19 protein-coding genes are annotated in these 18,960 nt (G+C 67.7%); 5 read left to right on the top strand and 14 right to left on the bottom strand.

Features of this window, described 5'->3' with window-relative positions; translation table 11 throughout:
- Positions 1–8: 8 nt before the first annotated feature.
- The 4 genes from ABD719_RS01455 to ABD719_RS01440 all read right to left on the bottom strand — a co-directional run bounded on the left by ABD719_RS01455 (position 9) and on the right by ABD719_RS01440 (position 2,898).
- Entirely contained in the window at positions 9–983 is a 975-nt protein-coding gene (locus tag ABD719_RS01455; RefSeq protein ID WP_344691573.1) for a glutathione S-transferase family protein, read from the bottom strand.
- 78 nt (positions 984–1,061) lie between these two features.
- On the bottom strand, positions 1,062–1,856 hold the full coding sequence (locus ABD719_RS01450) for a glutaminyl-peptide cyclotransferase (protein ID WP_344691571.1): 795 nt from the start codon (positions 1,854–1,856) through the stop codon (positions 1,062–1,064).
- Between the two features lie 65 nt (positions 1,857–1,921).
- Entirely contained in the window at positions 1,922–2,431 is a 510-nt protein-coding gene (locus tag ABD719_RS01445; protein WP_344691569.1) for a CinA family protein, read from the bottom strand.
- A gap of 14 nt (positions 2,432–2,445) precedes the next feature.
- On the bottom strand, positions 2,446–2,898 hold the full coding sequence (locus ABD719_RS01440) for a DUF4126 family protein (protein ID WP_344691567.1): 453 nt from the start codon (positions 2,896–2,898) through the stop codon (positions 2,446–2,448).
- 162 nt (positions 2,899–3,060) lie between these two features.
- Between ABD719_RS01440 and ABD719_RS01435 the strand changes: the two genes are divergently transcribed.
- On the top strand, positions 3,061–4,107 hold the full coding sequence (locus ABD719_RS01435; protein WP_344691565.1) for an SPL family radical SAM protein: 1,047 nt from the start codon (positions 3,061–3,063) through the stop codon (positions 4,105–4,107).
- A 35-nt stretch (positions 4,108–4,142) separates the two neighbouring features.
- Here the strand turns inward: ABD719_RS01435 and clpS are convergent, their stop codons facing one another.
- The 3 genes from clpS to ABD719_RS01420 form a co-directional block, all read right to left on the bottom strand.
- Positions 4,143–4,484, bottom strand: a complete 342-nt coding sequence (clpS, locus tag ABD719_RS01430; protein ID WP_192125768.1) for an ATP-dependent Clp protease adapter ClpS — start codon at positions 4,482–4,484, stop codon at positions 4,143–4,145.
- 185 nt (positions 4,485–4,669) lie between these two features.
- The gene (locus tag ABD719_RS01425; RefSeq protein ID WP_344691563.1) at positions 4,670–5,407 is read right to left on the bottom strand and encodes a phasin family protein; all 738 of its coding nucleotides are present in this window, start codon (positions 5,405–5,407) and stop codon (positions 4,670–4,672) included.
- 89 nt (positions 5,408–5,496) lie between these two features.
- Positions 5,497–7,206 (bottom strand): PHA/PHB synthase family protein, encoded by a 1,710-nt coding sequence (locus ABD719_RS01420; protein WP_344691561.1) that lies wholly within the window; start codon positions 7,204–7,206, stop codon positions 5,497–5,499.
- Positions 7,207–7,334: 128 nt separating this feature from the next.
- Between ABD719_RS01420 and ABD719_RS01415 the strand changes: the two genes are divergently transcribed.
- The 4 genes from ABD719_RS01415 (at position 7,335) to ABD719_RS01400 (ending at position 12,403) form a co-directional block, all read left to right on the top strand.
- Entirely contained in the window at positions 7,335–8,543 is a 1,209-nt protein-coding gene (locus ABD719_RS01415; protein WP_192125587.1) for an LL-diaminopimelate aminotransferase, read from the top strand.
- Between the two features lie 248 nt (positions 8,544–8,791).
- Positions 8,792–9,061 carry a DUF2061 domain-containing protein gene (locus tag ABD719_RS01410; protein WP_344691558.1) on the top strand — a complete coding sequence of 90 codons (270 nt, stop codon included), beginning with the start codon at positions 8,792–8,794 and terminating at the stop codon, positions 9,059–9,061.
- Between the two features lie 37 nt (positions 9,062–9,098).
- Positions 9,099–10,235: a TonB family protein gene (locus ABD719_RS01405; RefSeq protein ID WP_344691556.1), complete on the top strand. Its 1,137-nt coding sequence runs from the start codon at positions 9,099–9,101 to the stop codon at positions 10,233–10,235.
- A 68-nt stretch (positions 10,236–10,303) separates the two neighbouring features.
- Positions 10,304–12,403 carry a RelA/SpoT family protein gene (locus ABD719_RS01400; RefSeq protein WP_344691554.1) on the top strand — a complete coding sequence of 700 codons (2,100 nt, stop codon included), beginning with the start codon at positions 10,304–10,306 and terminating at the stop codon, positions 12,401–12,403.
- A 170-nt stretch (positions 12,404–12,573) separates the two neighbouring features.
- On the opposite strand, the gene ABD719_RS01395 is transcribed toward ABD719_RS01400, so the two are convergent.
- From ABD719_RS01395 to coxB, 7 genes are read right to left on the bottom strand one after another with little or no spacing between them, the layout of a single operon-like run.
- On the bottom strand, positions 12,574–12,753 hold the full coding sequence (locus tag ABD719_RS01395) for a hypothetical protein (RefSeq protein ID WP_344691553.1): 180 nt from the start codon (positions 12,751–12,753) through the stop codon (positions 12,574–12,576).
- The gene (locus tag ABD719_RS01390; protein WP_344691551.1) at positions 12,753–13,208 is read right to left on the bottom strand and encodes a GreA/GreB family elongation factor; all 456 of its coding nucleotides are present in this window, start codon (positions 13,206–13,208) and stop codon (positions 12,753–12,755) included. Before ABD719_RS01390 ends, ABD719_RS01395 begins: the two co-directional genes overlap by 1 nt.
- 60 nt (positions 13,209–13,268) lie before the next feature.
- Entirely contained in the window at positions 13,269–14,330 is a 1,062-nt protein-coding gene (locus ABD719_RS01385; protein ID WP_344691549.1) for a c-type cytochrome, read from the bottom strand.
- Entirely contained in the window at positions 14,327–14,905 is a 579-nt protein-coding gene (locus ABD719_RS01380; protein ID WP_344691547.1) for a cytochrome c oxidase assembly protein, read from the bottom strand. The genes ABD719_RS01385 and ABD719_RS01380 overlap by 4 nt, the downstream gene beginning before the upstream one ends.
- Entirely contained in the window at positions 14,902–15,279 is a 378-nt protein-coding gene (locus tag ABD719_RS01375; RefSeq protein ID WP_344691545.1) for a hypothetical protein, read from the bottom strand. Before ABD719_RS01375 ends, ABD719_RS01380 begins: the two co-directional genes overlap by 4 nt.
- On the bottom strand, positions 15,276–17,840 hold the full coding sequence (gene ctaD, locus ABD719_RS01370; RefSeq protein WP_344691543.1) for a cytochrome c oxidase subunit I: 2,565 nt from the start codon (positions 17,838–17,840) through the stop codon (positions 15,276–15,278). The genes ABD719_RS01375 and ctaD overlap by 4 nt, the downstream gene beginning before the upstream one ends.
- Complete coding sequence (gene coxB / locus ABD719_RS01365; RefSeq protein ID WP_344691541.1) at positions 17,837–18,898, bottom strand: cytochrome c oxidase subunit II; 1,062 nt, start codon at positions 18,896–18,898, stop codon at positions 17,837–17,839. Before coxB ends, ctaD begins: the two co-directional genes overlap by 4 nt.
- Between the last annotated feature and the right edge of the window lie 62 nt (positions 18,899–18,960).

Here is an 18,960-nt window from a genome sequence, read left to right as displayed (position 1 = left end):
GGGCTCCGTCATTCGCCGTTCCGCACCAGCCCCGCCCATGGCAATGCCGGCCCGACCGGCACGATGCCGCCAGGGTTCAGATCGCGGTGGCTGCCATAATAATGCGTCTTGATGTGATCGAGATGCACCGTCGCCGCGATCGCGGGATCGGCCAGCATCCGTTCCAGATACGCCTCCAGCACGGGATAGTCGGCGATCCGGCGAATGTTGCATTTGAAATGGCCGACATAGACCGGATCGAACCGCGCCAGCGTGGTGAACAGGCGGATATCCGCCTCCGTCATCGCGTTACCGACCAGCCAGTCGCGCGTCGCCAACCGCTTCTCCAGCGTGTCGAGCGTCGCGAACAACGGCCCGACCGCTGCCTCATAAGCATCCTGCGTGGTCGCGAAGCCCGCCTTGTAGACGCCGTTGTTGACCCGGTCGTAGATCTCCGCGTTCACCGTATCGATGTCGGCGCGCAGCGCGGGGGGATAGAAATCGCCCGGCGTCGCGCCGGCATCGTCCCATGCGCCCGTCAGCATCCGGATGATCTCGGACGATTCGTTGCTGACGATCGCCTCGCGTTCCTTGTCCCACAACACCGGCACCGTCACCTTGCCGGTATAGTCGGGACGGGCGCGGGCGTAGAGCTCCCACAGATATTCCACGTCGTGCAGCGGATCGCCGGTGCCGCCGCGCGCGGTATGGAACGTCCAACCATCCTCCAGCATCAGCGGATCGACCACCGATACGCCGATCGCCTCTTCCAGCCCTTTCAGCGCCCGAACGATCAGCGTGCGGTGCGCCCAGGGGCAGGCATAGCTGACATAGAGGTGATAACGCCCGGCCGCCGCAGGCCAGCCCTGCTGCCCGTCCGGCCCCGGCCCGCCATCCGCCGTCACCCAGTCGCGAAACCCCGCGTCCTGCCGTTTGAAGCTGCCGCCCTTCGCGTCGTCCGTCACCTTGCCCGCGTGCCAGCGGCCGTCGATCATCCTGCCCATGCGTCCGTCCCGATCATACTCCCGGCCAAGGCCGGCGCCGTAAAGAGGTTGTCGGCAGGGAATACGCCCCAGCGCCGCTCAACGATCCAGTTTGATCTCGAACAGCGTCGGCCACAGCTTGCCGGTGACGAACAGCCGCTTGTCGCGCGCGTCCCACGCGATGCCGTTGGCCACCGCCTCCGGATCGCGGGCACCGACCTCTTTCACCAAGGCGCGCAGGTCGTAGATGCGGGTGATCGCGCCGCTGGCGGGATCGATGCGGACGATGAAGGGCTGGTGCCAGACATTGGCCAGGATCGTACCGTCCATCCATTCCAGTTCGTTGATCTGGTCGAGCGGGCGGCCGTTCAGCGTCACGGTGATCCGCCGCCGTTCCTTCAGCGTGACGGGATCGAGAAAGCGCAGCGTCGACGTCCCGTCCGACTGGATCAGCGCGCGACCGTCCCCGGTCAGGCCCCAGCCTTCGCCGGTGAAGCGTGATTCGCCGCGCTTCGCCAGCGTCGCGGCATCCCAGCGATGGGCGATCCCGTCATGCCAGGTCAGGCTGACGAGTTCGCGCCCCCACGCCGCCAGCCCCTCGCCGAACTGCTGCGGCGGGATGGTGGCGCGGGCGACGACCTTGCCGTCCGACAGGCGGACCCGCCGCACGTCCGATTCGCCCTCGCGCCCGACGCTTTCGTACAGGGCCTCGCCGTGCCAGATCAGCCCTTCGGTGAAGGCGGTGCGATCGTGCGGGAAGCGCGCGACGATCGCGACGCCGACGATGGGCGCCCGGTCCGCCGCCGCCGCAGGGGCGGGTGCCCGTTGCGCCTGCGGGATCGCCCCCGCCGGAGCAAGCGCAAGGAACAGGGCGGCGAGGCGAGCAAAGGGCATGGGGGTGATCCGCTAAAAGGCGCTGAAAGGCTTGGCTCCGCTCCTACCCCGATCGAACGCCGCCGTCATGCATCCAGCGCGGCGATCATCATCTCCAATGCCACGCCCAGACACGCCACCCGGACCTCGCCGCGACCGATATCGCCGAAATGCTCCTCCCGATGGCCCGTCTTGCGGCCCTCGCGCGCGCAGGCGAAATGGACGAGGCCGGGTTCGTCGTCTGGCGCGCCGGGGCCGGCGAAACCGGTGACGGCGAGGGTAATCTGCGCGTCGGAGGCGGCCAGCGCCCCCTCCGCCATCGCCACCGCCACCGGCCGGCTGACCGCGCCGCACCGGTCGACCTGCTCGGGCGCCAGCCCCAGCAATTGGCACTTGGCCGCCTCGCTATAGACGACGAAGCCGCGGTCGAAGACATGGCCGTACCCATCGACATCGGTCAGCAACGACGCGAGCATCCCGCCAGTGCAGCTTTCAGCGGTCGCCAGCGTCACGCCGGCGGCATCGGCGCGTTCCAGCAACGTCGCCGTCAGCCGTTCGATCCGGTCGGGCAAGGCCGCCGACAGGGTCTCGATCATGCCGGCGTCTCCCATCACGCACCTGCCCGGCGCACGATCGCCGCCGCCCCGGCGAGCACCGCCGCGTCCTCGGCGAAGCCGGTCGGCGTCTGTCCGTACCGCCGCATGGATGTCATCCGCAGCCGCCAGCCGGGATAGGACGCCGCCACCGCCACCACGCCGCCGACCGCCGCCGCCAGCCAGCGTTGCCGCCGGGGCGCCAACGCCGCTCCTGCTATCGCGGAGGTGACGAAGCGCGCGGCCAGCCCGATCGGTACGATGCGATCGGGCGCGGTCTTCTGCTTGTCGCCCGCCATCTCGCCGATCGCGAGCAGTACCGCCCCCGCCGCGACCAGCGGATGGCCCAGCAGTTTCGGCGCGCCATTGTCTGCCGGCAATTCGCCCCGTGCGGCCGCCACCGCGACGGTGGCGAGCGGCGTCATCGCCCGCTGCCCGCCGATCAACCCCATCTGCATTGTCGCCAGCATCGCCATCCTCCTGATAATCAACGCAGAACCAGCAACGCGCAGATGCGGCGTTCCGCTCCGGCGGCCTGAACAAGCCGGCCCGCCGCTCGTTCGACTGATGTGGCTTCCCTTGTTCCGACCCCCGCCCCCTCCCGCCGCAGTGCCGTGTGGCGCCCGCGCCGCGTGATCGTCACCCATGCCGCGCGTGGCTTCGACCATGGCCGCGCGATCATGGCGCGAGCGGCAGCGGCGGGGATCGAGGTGGTGGAACTGGCCGGCGACCGACTGGGCCTCGACCGGCTGGGGCTGGCCCCGGCCGACGATCCCGCCACCGCCTATCGCGAAGCGAAGGCGACGCTCGCGGTGGTCGTCGCGCCGCCGTCGAAGCGGCGGCTGCAACCGATCGCGCCCAGCGCGGACTGGCGGGTCGACCTGGCCGAGGGATGTCCGGCGCATTGCAGCTATTGTTATCTCGCCGGGTCGCTGAAAGGGCCACCGATCACCCGCGTCTATGCCAATCTCGACGAGATACTGGACGGCCTGCCGGCCTATCTGGGGCAGGGCACGATCACCTCGCGCAATGCGGCGCGCATCGCGGAGGGCACGACGTTCGAAGCGTCCTGCTATACCGATCCTCTCGGCATCGAAGCGCTGACGGGATCGCTGTCGGCGGCGATCGCGTGGTTCGGACGCTGGGATGCCGATGCGCAACTGCGCTTCACCACCAAGTTCGCCGATGTCGCGCCCCTGCTGATGCTGGATCATGGCGGACGGGCGCGGATGCGCGCCTCGATCAACCCGCGTGCCTTTGCCCGGTTCGAAGGCGGCACCGCGCCGGTCGCCGATCGGCTCGCCGCGCTCGCCCGGATGGCACGGGCAGGCTATCCGATCGGGCTAACGATCGCGCCGATCATTGCCGCGCCGGGTTGGGAAATGGCCTATGGCGACCTGATCGACGACACGGCGGCGGCGCTTGCCACGCTACCCGCCCTCGACCTGACGATCGAACTCATCACCCACCGTTTCACCACCGGATCGCGCGCCGTGCTGGATAGCTGGTATCCCGGCTCCGCCCTCGACATGACCGGTGCGAACCGGGTGACGAAGCGGACAAAGTTTGGTACCGAAAAGCAGGTCTACGACGCCGATACGATGCGCACCCTACGCCGGTTCTTCGAAGACAGACTGGCGGCGGCGCTACCCGCCGCGCGCATCCTCTACTGGACGTGACGATCCGAACCGCGATGCCGACGTGGCACTGCCGCCTACGCCTTCTCCAGCGTGCATTGCAGCGGATGCTGGTTCTGACGGGCGAAGTCCATGACCTGCCCGACTTTCGTCTCGGCGACTTCGTAGGAGAAGACGCCGCACACGCCGACCCCACGCTGGTGGACATGAAGCATCACCCGGGTCGCCTCGTCCATGTCCATGCGGAAGAACCGCTGCAGGCACAGGACGACGAACTCCATCGGCGTGTAATCGTCGTTCAGCATCAATACGCGGTAAGGCGTCGGCTGCTTGGTGCGGGTGCGCGTCTTGGTGGCGAGGCCGGTGCCCGTCCCATCGTCAGGGCCGCCGTTCCCGTCGCCATCGCGCCGTTCGGCCATCATGGTCGCGGGCATGATCGCAGGCGTCGGCGCGGGGATGTGTGCTGGGCTGTGCATGTATCGCGGAAATATGGCACGCCATCGTCCCGGGGCAAGCCCTGTGGACAGGAAAGTCCGATACGAAAAGGGCGGCCCGCGACTGGATCGCGGACCGCCCCTTCAGACCCGATGGGTAATCCGCGGTGTTACGCGACGACCTTCATCTTCTCGGCAGCCACCGCGACGCGGTTAGAGATCGGCTGCGCGACGTCGCCGGCCAGCTTCAGCGACGCCTCGGTCCCACGCGAGGTGTGTGCGACCATCGAATCGAACATCGAGCGGACATAGTCGGCCTGGAACTTCATGAACTCGGTCGGCGACTTCAGCGTCGCCATCGTGCGCATCGCTTCCGACGCGCTCTCGAACGAGGTCTTGGCATAGGCGGCCGCATCCTGGCCCATCGTCTCGAAACCGCGTGCCGCGATCTTCGACGATTCGACGATCGCCTCGACATTGCCCTTGGAGAATTCGGTCACTTCCTGGAAGAACTTCGTGCTCTTCTCGACCGCGCCACGGGTGCGGTCGCTGGCATCGGCGAAGAATGCCTGGGTCTTCTCGGTCGTGGCGGCAGCGGCGTTGTTGACGTCCATGATGGTATCCTTCTGCGTGATGACGATGGGGGTGATGGCGGGGGTGACCGGCTCGACCTGCTCGACGACGGTTTCGGCCTCGGCAGGGGCAATCGTGACGGGCGCGGGATCGGGAATGGCGGCAAGTGGCGCGGCGGCGATGTCGGTCAACGGCATCGCCGGGGCCGCCTCGACCGCGGTCATCGCATCGACGGGCATATCGGCCGGCAGAATTGGGGCTGCAGCCTTCGGGGGTGTCACCACCGCCTTGGGGGGCAGCTTGCGCGCAGGCCGCTTGGCACCATAGGTCGCCATGTCCGTCTTCCACTCCTTTGTTGCAGCGCACAATAAACGACGGACCGATTAGGTTCCACAACATTTATTGTGCACTGCACCAAATATGGTTAGCGCGTCCTGACGTACAAGCCCGGTGCGGGTTCGATTGCAGGCAGCGTCCCTTCACCGGGAATACGCGCACCCGTTGCATCGACCATGTCGGCCCCCCGCTCGGCCAGCCAGCCGCGCCAGTCCGGCCACCAGCTACCCTTCGTCTCGGTCGCGCCGGCCACGAAGTCGGCGAGCGAGGCCGCCTTCGAATCACCCGTCCAATACTGGTATTTGCCCGCCGAGGGCGGGTTGACGACGCCGGCGATATGCCCCGATCCGGCTAGTACGAACTTCAGCGGACCGGCGAAGTGATGCGTCAGCTTCCACACGCTTTCGGCCGGGGCGATATGATCCTCTCGCCCCGCCTGCACATAGCTGGGGGTGCGGACCGTCGACAGGTCCAGCGGCGTGCCATCGACCGTCATCGCGCCCGGCTGCACCAGCCGGTTGTCGCGGTACAGGTCGGTCAGATACGACAGGTGCCAGCGCGACGGCAGGTTGGTGGTGTCGCCGTTCCAGTGGAGCAGATCGAATGGGGCATAATCCTTGCCCAGCAGGTAATTGTTGGTGACGTAGTTCCAGATCAGGTCTCGCCCGCGCAGCAGGTTGAACGTCATCGCCATGTAGCGGCCGTCGAGGAACCCGTCGGGCGACAGCTTTTCCACCATCTTCAGCTGTTCGTCATCGACGAAGTGGAGCAGGTCGCCCGCCGCCGCGAAATCCACCTGCGCGGTGAAGAAGGTGGCGCTGGCCACCCGGTCCGCCTGTCCGCGTGCGGCCAGCACCGCCAGCGTCGCCGCCAGCGTGGTGCCCGCGACGCAATAGCCGATCGCATGGACCGCCGGCACGTCCAACAGATCGCGCACGGTATCGATCGCGTCGAGTTGCGCACGGACGTAATCATCCCACGCCACGTCCTTCATGCTGGCGTCCGCGGAGCGCCACGACACCATGAACACGGTGATCCCCTGCTCCACCGCCCAGCGGATGAAGCTCTTCTCCGGCGTCAGGTCGAGGATGTAGAACCGGTTGATCCACGGCGGAAAGATGATGAGCGGCGTCGCCAGTACCTGCGGCGTGACCGGCGTATACTGGATCAGTTCGAACAGGTCGGTGCGTTTCACCACCTGCCCCGGAGTCATCGCCAAGTTGCGGCCCAGTTCGAACGAGGTGCCGTCGGTATGCGTCATCTGCCGGCGCCCGATATCGGCGAGCATGTTCTGCATCCCCTTCAGCAGATTGTCGCCGCGCGTCTCGATCGTCTTCTCGATCACCTCCGGGTTGGTCCACGCGAAGTTGGTCGGGCTCATCGCATCGACGAAGGTCCGGGTGGCGAAGCGCAGCTGCTCCTTCTGTTTGGGGTCCACCCCCTCCACCGCATCGACCTGCCGCAGCATATGGTCGGCGATCGTCTCATAACTCTGGCGGACCATGTCGAACACCGGCTCGCGCCATGCCGGCGCGCGGAACCGCTTGTCCGCCGACGGTGACGCCGGGGCGGCGGCGGCGTCGGGCGACAGGAACCGGCTCCACAGCGTCATGCTGTCGGCCCAGAAATCGCGCACCCGCTCCAGCGTGGCGGGATCGTTGAGACCGGGTACCACCGGCATCGCCGCCATGCCCTGTTCCATCATCATCTGCTGCGCGCGGCCCATCACCCACGTCCAGTGCTGCATCTCGTCGAGGCTCGGGGCGGCGGCCCCGGCGGCGTCGGTCTGGTCGGCCATGGCATCCTCTTCACTGATGCCAGGGGTTTAACCCAGTCGGACGCGCGCGCCTACACTCGCTTTCATCCGGTCGCTTTCACAGGGCGACTTTCGGGCGTAGGAGACGGGCCTCACGAAGAAGGTGAACCATGTCCGACGACTTCTACCGCATCAAGCGCCTGCCGCCCTATGTCATCGCCGAAGTCAACGCGATGCGGGCCGCGGCGCGCGCGGGGGGCGAGGACATCATCGATCTGGGCATGGGCAATCCCGATCTGCCGCCGCCCGACCACGTCATCGAGAAACTGATCGAGGTGACGCGGAAGCCCGACGCGCACGGCTATTCCCAGTCCAAGGGCATTCCCGGCCTTCGCCGCGCGCAGGCCAACTATTACGGCCGCCGCTTCGGCGTCGATCTCGACCCCGAAACCGAGGTGGTGGTGACGATGGGGTCGAAGGAGGGGCTGGCCAGCCTCGCCACCGCGATCACCGCACCGGGCGACGTGGTGCTGGCGCCCAACCCCAGCTACCCAATCCACACCTTCGGCTTCATCATCGCGGGCGCCACCATCCGCGCGGTGCCGACCACCCCGGACGAGGCGTATTTCGAAAGCCTGAAGCGCGCGATGGAATTCACCATCCCGCGCCCGTCGGTATTGGTGGTGAACTATCCGTCCAACCCGACCGCCGAGACGGTCGACCTCGCCTTCTACGAACGCCTCGTCGCATTCGCGAAGGATCAGGGGCTGTGGATCCTGTCCGACCTCGCCTATTCGGAACTCTATTACGACGGCAAGCCGACCGTCTCGATCCTGCAGGCCAAGGGCGGCAAGGACGTGGCGGTGGAATTCACCTCGCTGTCCAAGACCTACAGCATGGCCGGCTGGCGGATCGGCTTCGCGGTCGGCAACGCGAAGCTGATCGCCGCGATGACGCGGGTGAAGTCCTATCTCGATTACGGTGCGTTCACCCCGATCCAGGCCGCCGCCTGCGCCGCGCTGAACGGCCCGCAGGACATCGTCGAGAAGAACCGCCTGCTCTATCACAAGCGCCGCGACGTGCTGGTCGAAAGCTTCGGCCGCGCGGGCTGGGACATCCCCGCCCCGCGCGCGTCGATGTTCGCCTGGGCACCGCTGCCCCCCGCGCTCGCGCATCTCGGCAGCCTCGAATTCTCCAAGCAGTTGCTGACGGAGGCCAAGGTCGCGGTCGCCCCCGGCGTCGGCTACGGCGAGAATGGCGAGGGTTTCGTCCGCATCGCGATGGTGGAAAACGAACAGCGCCTGCGGCAGGCCGCCCGCAACGTGCGCCGCTACCTGCAATCCATGGGGGTCAACACCCCGGCGCAGGGGGCGGGATAAGCGCCGCCATCGTCGCGCCGGGACGACAATCCCTTTCATCGTTGCGGACGTAGCGAAGCAATCCAGGGCGTCACGCGCTTGACACTGGACTGCTTCGCTACGATCGCAAACACGGGATGAGCGGAGTCGGTATCGGTCATCCCCAAGACCCACGCCCGCGCGATGGTTTATCTTGGCCGCCCCATCGCCGCCATTGTTCGCCTCACCATCTCTCCCGCCCTATCGGCCTGTAAGGAGGAGACATAACGATGTTCCTGTTCAACGGTCTGGAAAGCCACCCGCGGTCGCTGGTGAAGGCGGTGTCGTGGCGGACGGTGGGATCGATCGACACCTTCGTACTCGGCCTGCTGTTCACCGGCGGCGACGCGAAGATCGCCGGATCGATCGCCGGGACCGAGGTCATCACCAAGATCGCGCTGTTCTATTTCCACGAACGCGCGTGGTCGCTGGTCCATTGGGGCCGCCGCCCCGCCACGCCCGCCGAAGGACCGGCCGAGGGCATCGCGCCCGCCGGCTGACTTGCGCCGGTCATGAACGCGGGCCATCCTGCCGCGTATGATCGCCGTCCTGTCCGCCGCGGTGGCCACCGCCCAGCTTGCCGCCCCCCCGCGCCCTGCCGCTTCTCCGGCCGCATATGTGCCGCCGCCGATCGTCTCGACGCAGCCCGTGGGCGCAGCCCGGACCCTGTTCGCCTGGATGCCGGGTACGGTGGCCTGCGACGGGATGACGGTGGCACCGGTGGCGATGCGGCGGCCGCTCACCTCGCTGTCCTGGCCAGGCGCCGACATCGCCCGCACCGTTACGTACCGCTTCCGGATCGACGCCGCCGGCCGGCCCTTGTCGATCGCGAAGGACGTCGGCGGCCAGAACATCCGGACGGAGGATATCGCCCCGTCGCTCGCCGCGTCGCGCTTTCCCGCCGGGGTGGCGCGGGCTGATTGCGCGATCACCTATACCACAAGGTCGACGCCGCTGGCCGAGGCGCCGGTCGCCGATCTGATGTCCTACAGCATCACCCCCATGACGGGGGCGCTGCCCCCCGCCGGCTGGGACCGGATCATGCCCGTCGGCACCAGTTGCCGTACCGATCCGCCCCCGCGCATCCTGCTGCGCGCCTATCCCGATTTCCTCGCATTCCCCCCGACGCCGGGGGTGCGGGGCTGGTCGATGGTCGGCTACGACCTCGATGCGCGCGGCCGGCCGATCAGGGTCCGTACCGTCGGCGGCACCGGCAATCCCGCGCTCGATACGGCCTCGGTGAAGGCGGTGGCGGCGTCGCGCTTCACGCCGGGCGCGCGGGCGGGATGCCTCTATCCCTATTGGCAGAACCCGGCGACGATCGCGGCCCCACCGCTGCCCGACCGGATCGGGACTGTCGATACGGCGAACCGGTGCCCAGCCGGTAACTGGACCTATCGACCGGCGCCCATCTATCCCCAGCCATGGCATCGTCGCGCGATCGAGGGCTGGGCGGTTGTCGCCTTCGATGTCGCGCCATGGGGTGATATCGGCAATGTCCGCGTCGTCGCCAGCGAACCCGGTGCCGATTTCGGCGTGGAGGCGCTGCGGCTGCTGCGCGGCGCGCGCAAGCCGGTGTCGGCGACCGGCCATGTCGGCTGTGTCGAACGCATCTATTTCGTCATGAAGGCGAAGACCCCCGCGCCTGCCGATCCGGTCGTGACGTACGATTGACGCAGCCGATTGCACCAAGCGGATCAATTATGTTGCAAAACAACGCGCGCACCCGCCATCTAGGGTAAGTGCTCAGGCAATATGAACTGGTCGATCGGGTCCTGGACTACGATCCCGACGCCGACGAGGCGCTGCTGAACCGCGCCTATGTCTTCTCGATGCACGCGCACGGGTCGCAGAAGCGCGCGTCCGGCGATCCCTATTTCAGTCATCCGATCGAGGTGGCGGGCATCCTGACCGACCTCAGGCTGGACGACGAGACGATCGCCACCGCGATCCTCCACGACACGGTAGAGGATACCGTGGCCACGCCGGAGGAGATCGAACGGCTGTTCGGCGCCAACGTCGCGCGGCTGGTGGACGGCGTGACGAAACTGTCGCGGATCGAGGCACAGACCGACAACGAGCGCGCGGCGGAGAATCTGCGCAAGTTCCTGCTCGCCATGTCGGACGATATCCGCGTGCTGCTGGTGAAGCTGGCCGATCGCCTCCACAACATGCGGACGCTGCATCACATCGCCAAGCCGGAAAAGCGCCGGCGGATCGCGCGCGAGACGATGGATATCTACGCCCCCCTCGCCGAGCGGGTGGGCATGTACGAGTTCATGAAGGAGATGCAGACGCTCGCCTTCCAGCAGCTCGAACCGGAAGCATATGAAAGCATCGTGCGCCGCCTCGACCAGCTGAAGCTGGGCGGGGGCGACCGGATCGCCCGGATCGCGTCGGGCGTGAACCTGCTGCTGCAGCGCGACGGGATCGATTCGAGCGTGACGGGGCGCGAGAAGCATCCCTATTCGATCTTCCGCAAGATGAACGAGCGGCACATCAGCTTCGAACAACTGTCCGACGTGATGGCGTTCCGCGCGATCGTGCCGACCGAGGAGGATTGCTACCGCGCGCTGGGCGTGATCCATCGCCGCTGGCCGATGGTGCCGGGACGGTTCAAGGATTACATCTCCACCCCGAAACGCAACGGCTATCGCTCGCTCCACACCACGATCATCACCGCCGAACAGACCCGCGTCGAAATCCAGATCAGGACAGAATCGATGCATGCCGAGGCCGATTTCGGGCTGGCGGCGCACTGGAGCTACAAGCAGGCGACCCGCCACGACGCGCAGGTCAGCTGGATTCGCGACCTCGTCGAAATCCTCGACACCGCCGACACGCCGGAGGAGCTGCTCGAACATACCCGCATGGCGATGTACCAGGATCGCATCTTCGCCTTCACGCCGAAGGGCGAACTGATCCAGTTGCCCAAGGGCGCGACCCCGATCGATTTCTCCTATGCGGTCCACACCGATCTGGGCGATCAGGCGGTCGGTGCCAAGATCAACGGCCGCGTCGTGCCGCTGTCGACCGTGATCGAGAATGGCGATCAGGTACAGATATTGCGTTCCGCCGGACAGACCCCGCAACCCGGCTGGCTGAACGTCGCGGTCACCGGCAAGGCGCTGGCTGCGATCCGCCGCCATCTTCGCCAGGCCGAACGCGCAGAACAGGTGGCGCTGGGCAGCAAGCTGTACGAGGGGATCGCCGCCCGCCTGCCCGCCCCGCTCGGGCCGGATGCGATGGGCCATGCGCTGAAACGGCTGAAGCTGCCCGACGAGCCGGCGCTGATGGTCGCGATCGCGCGGCGGACCCTGTCCGATGCCGATGTGCTGGAGGCGTTGATGCCGGGATCGGCGGGCGCGGATATGGCCGCACTGGCGCCGCAGTCCAGCGCGCTGTCGATCAAGGGGCTGACCCCCGGCGTCGCCTATGATCTCGCGCATTGCTGCCATCCGGTACCGGGCGACCGCATCGTCGGCCTGCGCCGCCCCGATGCGGGGATCGAGGTCCATTCGATCGACTGCGCGGTCCTTGCCGACCTGGCCGACCGGTCGGACGAGGAAACCGACTGGGTCGATGTGTCATGGGGCGAACGGACCGAGGGCGCGGTGGCGCGCATCTCCGTCACGGTGAAGAACGAACCCGGCGTGCTCGGCCTGCTGGCGACGGTGATCGGCCAGCACAAGGCGAACATCATCAACCTGCGGCTCGATACCCGCGACATGCGCTTCCACACCAACATGATCGACGTGGAGGTCCACGACGTCCAGCAACTGATGCGCCTGATCGCCGCACTCCGCGCGCTCGACGCGGTAAACGCGGTGGAGCGGATCTAGGGTCGGATGACACCATGTTGCACCGGATGTCCGTCATTGCGAGCGTAGCGAAGCAATCCAGGGCGTCCTGATCCGGCGCTGGATTGCTTCGCTGCACTCGCAATGACGGATTGAGTCAGGCCAATGGCGTTCCGCTACAGACAAAACGAACGATCGATGCCCACCACGCCCTATCGAAGCTTGGCGATGGTCAGCCCGTCCGCCTTGGCACGGTCCTTTACCGATTCCTCGCTGCGGGTCAGTGCCTTGGCGATCGCCTTCAACGACATGTCCTTCTTGGCGAACTGATGCAGCTTCTGCACCTCGTCGACCTTCCATGGCTGGCGGTGGCGTTCGAACTTTTCGGCCATCAATGATTCTCCACGGCGATCACCTCGATCGCCTCGCTATGTCCCTGGAAATCGGCGAGGTCGCCGGGGCCGGTGCCCATCAGCGCACGGGCCAGCGGCGCGGCGAAGGCGATGCGCGCCTCCGCATCCGCCTCGTCATGGCCGACGATGGTGATGGTGCGCGTCGCGCCATTCAGGCGGAACGTCACCCGGCTGCCGATCCCTGCCTCGTCGTCGGCGGGTGGGGCGACGACCTCGGCGGTGGCGGCACGGGTGTGCCAGTAGCGCAACTCGCGCAGCAGCCGTTCGCGATCCTCGCCGGTCGCAGCGGCGACCGCCGCCTCCAGTTCGCTCACCCGTGCCGCGATCAGCGCAGGGCCGGCGGCGGTGACGAGGTTGGCGCCCGCCGGGATCGGCAGTTCGAACCGCGGCTCGCGATGTTCCTCGTCGCTTTCGCGGCGGAAGGCGACGCTCATGGGGATGTTCCGTTCATCGTGGAGAGATAGGCACGCCACCGCCCGAACGGAAGCCGCCCGTCAGCGACCGGTGCCGGCGAGATAGGCGGCGAGCGGCTCGATCATCTCCTCCGGGATGCGCCGCGCGATGACGGGCATGGTCGCATGGCTCTTGCGGGCATCGACCACCTCCTTCTCGCCGCGCCACTGGCGCAGTCGCTGCGCCAGATAGGGGGCGCGTTGCCCGGCCAGCACGGGATAGGGCTTGCCGCTGGCATGGCAGCTGGCACAGGCGGGTAGCTGCACCGCGGGCAGGCCCTGCTCGACGATCCGCCGGGCACCGGCCGCACCCCGGGGCGCGACGGTGCCGATCCCGGGCAGCGCTGCGAAATGCTCAGCGAGCGCGCGCTTCTGGTCGTCGGTCAGGTCGGCGGCGGCGTTGCCCATCACCGCACTGGCCCGCGCGCCGCTGGCATAGGCGTTCAGTGCGGTGAGCAGATATGCGGGACGCTGGCCGCCCAGCACCGGGATATCCGGCTGGCCCCGCCCACGTCCGTCCGCGCCGTGGCAGGCGACGCAACCGGCCAACACCCCGTCTCCCAGCGCCGCCGCACCCGTGGTGCCGGCACCCCGCGCGGCCCCGCTCAGCGCGCGATATTCCGCCGGCGACATCGTCGGCAGGCGACGGACGAAGGCCACCATGCGACGGATTTCGTCGGGCCGGTCCTTCGCCCCCCAGGCCGGCATCCCGGTATATTTGACGCCGTGTTCCAAGATCCAGAACAGCTGCTTGTCGGTCCATTCTTTCGCATTCACCGACAGGTCGGGCGCGGGTGGCGTGGCGGCGTGCATCACCGGTGAGGGGCGACGGCCCGGCGCGCCATGACAGGCGGCGCAGGACGCGGCGAAATGCCCCGCCGCGCTGACCAGTTCCTGATCCGCGCGGGGGTTCGACGGGGCGGAGAAAGCGGCATGGGTCCGCACCGAATTGCGCATCGTCCAATGCAGGAACCAGTCGGTGATCGGCCAGTGCCCTGACGAGGCGGCGATGTTGAACACCCCCGACCAGGCGAACAGCAATCCCGCCGCCGCCAGCGCGACCAGAGTCGCCACCGCGCGCGCCCACGTGATCCGGATCGTCATGCGTGCCCTTCCCCGCTGCGCAGCAGCGTGCCGAGCATCGCCAGCCCGCCTGCGAAATAACTGGCCGCGCCGACCATCAGCATCACGACGCCGCCGATCTGCTGATCCTCGATCCCGTGATGATGCGCATAGAGCGGTCGCGGCGCCAGCCCGACCAGCGCCCCCAGCAACGTCATGTGCATCGAGGTGAGCAGCAGCGCGCCGACCCCGCCCGCACGCCGTTCCGGCCCCGTCCCCAGCACCGCCGCCCACAGCAACAGCCCGGAGGCGACGAACATCGCCTGTTCCACCACCAGCATCGCGACTGAGGTATCGGCCAGCGCCCGCAACACCGGCAGGTGCCAGCCCCACACCACCGCCAGCTCCACCACCATCATCGCCATCGGCGTGACGTGGCGGGGGAACGCCCGCGCGGGATCGAACCGGCCGCCGCCGATCCCCCAGGCGATCAGCGGCGCGGCGACCGCGACCGCGATCATGTGCCCGGCCATATGCCCGGTCATGCCCCCCGCCGCCGCCATCGCCCAGCCGACGAGCAGCAGTGCGATGCCCGCGATCGTCGCGCCCCGCCTCATCGGCAATCCGTCAGGAACACGACCGGCGCGGCGGTGAAGACGACCGCGACGAAGCTGAGCCCCGCCAGCAACAGCGTCGATTTGGCGAGGAAGCGCAGCCGGTCGACATCGGTGCCCTGTTCGTGCGGCGGATCGTCGCCGGGGGTACGCTGCTGCACCCATGCCACCGCGCCCGCCGCGAGGATGACGATCAGCGCCGCCACCGTGGCCACCGCGTAGAGCGTCGGGAATTCGGCGAACCGCCCCACCTTGGCGCAGCGCAGCGCCGCCCAAAGGTACGAAAACAGGAAATGCGCCGCCCAAACGGTCGGCGGCACGATCAGCGTCCACAGCGAGACGCTGAGCTTGCGTACCCGGTCAGCCAGCCGCTTCATGATGCCGCCCCCGGAAACAGCCCGATCGTCGCATAGGCGACGATGCCGGTGAACAGCAGGAAATGGAGATAGACGGTGATGTTGCGCAGGTCCGCGTCATAGGCGGGCGTCATCTTGCCCGCCAGGCTGCGCGCCAGCGTATAGGCCTGCGCGATGCCGCCGATGCCGGCATGGACCGCGGTCCAGATCGCCAGCGTCCACACGATCGCGGGGTAGACATGGGATTTGGGATCCAGCCCCGTCGTCCACGGCCCCGCCAGCCCGGCCACCGCGCTGCCCAGCGTCGCAACCAGCGCGACCGCCAGCAGCACCCGTGCCGGCCCGACCCGCCCGCTCGCATGGATGTCGCGCGCCGCCACCGTCGCACCCCAGCCGGCGGCAGTCAGCGCCAATGCCGTCATCGGCCAGAACACGCCCGGCCCCATCGCATCCGGCGGCGGGAAATCGGCATGGACCGTCCAGAAGAAATAATAGCCGAAGACGAGGCCCGAAAAGGCGGTGGCATCGGCCATCATCGTAATGAACATCGCCCACCAGCCGCTGGCCGATGGTCCCGACAGGTACAGTAGCACGGTGATGCCGTGGCCGATCGACTTGGCCGGTTTCTCGGGGATTTCGGCGGTGCCGGTCCACAGCCAGTACAGCACGCACGCCAGCGTCACGACGCCGCCGACCAGCGCCGCCCAGTACAGGTGATAGGTGGTCAGGATGAACACGCTGCCCAGCGATATCGCGGTCAGCATCGGCACCACGCTGGGCGTGCCCAGCCGCGCGACCTGGATCGGCCGCGCATCGATGACGGAGGTGATGATCGTCTCGCGTCGCATTTCCGGCGCATCGGGCAGGAAGAAGCGGCCCTCGTCCACCTTGCGCACGAAATCGGGCTGGTCCCAGATCGGATAGCGCGTCTCGATCAGCGGGACCGAGCGGATACCCCAATTCTCGTCATCGGGCCTGGCCAGCCATTCCAGCGTCCCCGCCGCCCATGGATTGCGCGGGGCCTTCGCACGGGTCGGCGACAGCGCGAGATCGATGCACACCATCAGCACGCCCGACGCGAACAGGAACGCGCCCAGCGTCGAGGCCATGTTGAGCCCGCCGATGCCGAGGGCGGCCGGATAGGTGAACACGCGGCGCGGCATCCCCTCCAGCCCCGACAGGTGCATCGGCATGAAGGCGAGATTGGCGCCGACGAACATCACCCAGAAGGCGGTGCGCCCGATCCGGTCGCTCAATCGCTTGCCCGTGACCAGCGGCCAGTAATAATAAAGACCGCCGAACAACGGCAGCAACGTGCCGCCGATCAGCACGTAGTGAAGATGCGCGACGACGAAATAGGTATCGTGCGCCTGCCAGTCGAACGGCGCGACCGCGACCATCACGCCGGTCAGCCCGCCGATCGTGAAGATCGCGAGGCTGCCGACCGCGTAGAGCAGCGGCGTCGACCATTTCACCTTGCCCGCCCACAGGGTGGCGATGAACGCGAAGATCTGCACGCCGGTCGGGATCGCCACCGCTTCGGACGCGGCGGAGAAGAAGGCGAGGCTGATCTTGGGTAGCCCGGTCGCGAACATGTGGTGGACCCACAGACCGAAGCTGAGGAACGCGGTGCCCACCGCCGCCAGCACTATCCACGGATAGCCCAGCAGGTGACGCTGCGCGAAGGTGGGGATCATCATCGCGAACAGCGCGATCGAGGGCAGGAAGACGATATAGACCTCGGGATGGCCGAAGATCCAGAACAGGTGCTGCCACAACAGCGGATCGCCGCCCTTGCTGGCATCGAAGAACGGCCAGCCGAGCAGGCGCTCCATCTCGAACAGCACATCGCCCGCGATCAGCGGCGGGAACGCGAACAGGATCATCACCGCCACGACCAGAATGTACCAGGCGTACAGCGGCATCAGGTTCAGTCGCATCCCCGGCGGCCGGCATTTCAGCACGCCGACGATCAGTTCGACCGCCGCTGCCACCGACGACACCTCGATGAACGACAGCCCCAGCATCCAGATGTCCGCGCCGAGACCGGACAGGTCGGTACGCGTCGTCAGCGGCGGATACATGAACCAGCCGCCATCGGGCGCGGCGTTGAAGAAGATCGATCCGCCGACGAACACGCCGCCCAGCAGGAAGCTCCAGTAGCCGAACGCCGACAGGCGCGGGAACGGCAGGTCGCGCGCGCCCAGCAACTGCGGCAGCAGGATGATCGACACCGCCTCGAACATCGGCACCGCGAACAGGAACATCATCATCGAGCCGTGCAGCGTGAACAGCTGGTTGAAGGTGTTCGCGGAGACGAGGTCGTTCTCCGGCACCGCCAGCTGCGTGCGCATGACGAGCGCCAGCACCCCGGCGAACAGCATGAAGGCGAACGCGGTCAGCGTGTACCACACGCCGACCCGGTTGTTGTTCACGTCGGTCCAGCGCAGGAACAGGCCCGATGGCGGCTTCCATACCGCGCGCAGCCGTTCCTCCTGCGCGGCGCGGACAGCGGGATCGCTCTGGTCGGTCCGGTCCTCCGCATACAGCGTGTCGTTGGGGGTATCGGCGGGCGCGCTCATTTCAGACCTTCGAGATAGCGCGCGATGCGGATCGCCTCGGCGTCCGTCATCTGGGGGAAGGCGGGCATCCGCACCCCCGGCTTGGTACGTTCGGGGTGGCGGACGAAGCCCGCGATATTGGCGGTGGTCATCGGCAGGACGCCGGCGGCCAGCGTGGCGCGCGCGCCGAACCGGGTCAGGTCGGGGCCGATCGCGCCGGCCTGGGCGGTGCCGCGGATCGCGTGGCACCCGCCGCAGCCATATTGCGCGAACAGCGCCGCGCCGGGATGCGCGGTCGCAGTCGCCAGTGCCGGCCGCCGCTCCGCCGTCAGCCATGCGTCGAAGGCGGCGGCGGGCATCGCCACCACGTCGAACGCCATCAGGGCGTGGGAAAGCCCGCAGAATTCGGTGCAGACGCCGCGATACCGCCCCGGCTTCGTCGCACGCGCGACCAGCGTGTTGGTGCGACCGGGGATCATGTCCATCTTGCCGGCGAGGCCGGGAATCCAGAAGCTGTGGATCACGTCGCCGCCGTCCAGATCGAACTGCACGGTACGGCCGACGGGGATTCGGATCTCGTTGGCGGCGACCACCGGTGCCTGTCCCGGCGGGGCATAGGTGACGCGCCACCAGAATTGCTCGCCCTCCACCTTCACGCGCAGGTCGGCAGGGGCGACCGGCAACGGCCGCATCGCCGGCAGTTCCGACACCAGCAGCGTGAACAACAGGATCGTCGGCACCACCGCGCCCAGCCACAGCACCAGCCGCATCCCCTGCCGGTGCGTCAGCCGCCCGCCCGGCGTGCGGATCGCGAACCGGATCAGCGCGGTCAGCCCCCCCGCGATCACCACCGCGGCGACGAGCAGCACGATCATCAGCGTGCGCGTGTCCCGCGCTTCCACCCCGAACGGCGCGAGCGTCGACTGGTGGCGGTTGCAGGCGGATATGGCGAGGCACGCCCCTGCTGTCCCGGCACCCCGCAGGATGGAGGCAAGATTGATCGAGATGGTGTCACTCCCGGCTGACCAAGGGGGTCTAGCCGGGGTGGCGCGTTCCCGTCCACCCCGCGGAAATACCATATCTACCAGTCGATTGCATGGTACGGGCGGGCCTCTGGCAGGCAGGCGATGGCGTTAGCGCC

It is taken from the genome of Sphingomonas cynarae (assembly GCF_039537815.1).
GTDB lineage: Bacteria > Pseudomonadota > Alphaproteobacteria > Sphingomonadales > Sphingomonadaceae > Sphingomonas > Sphingomonas cynarae.
The sequence above is the reverse complement of the archived record's forward strand: the minus strand, read 5'-3'. Positions and strand labels throughout refer to the sequence as shown.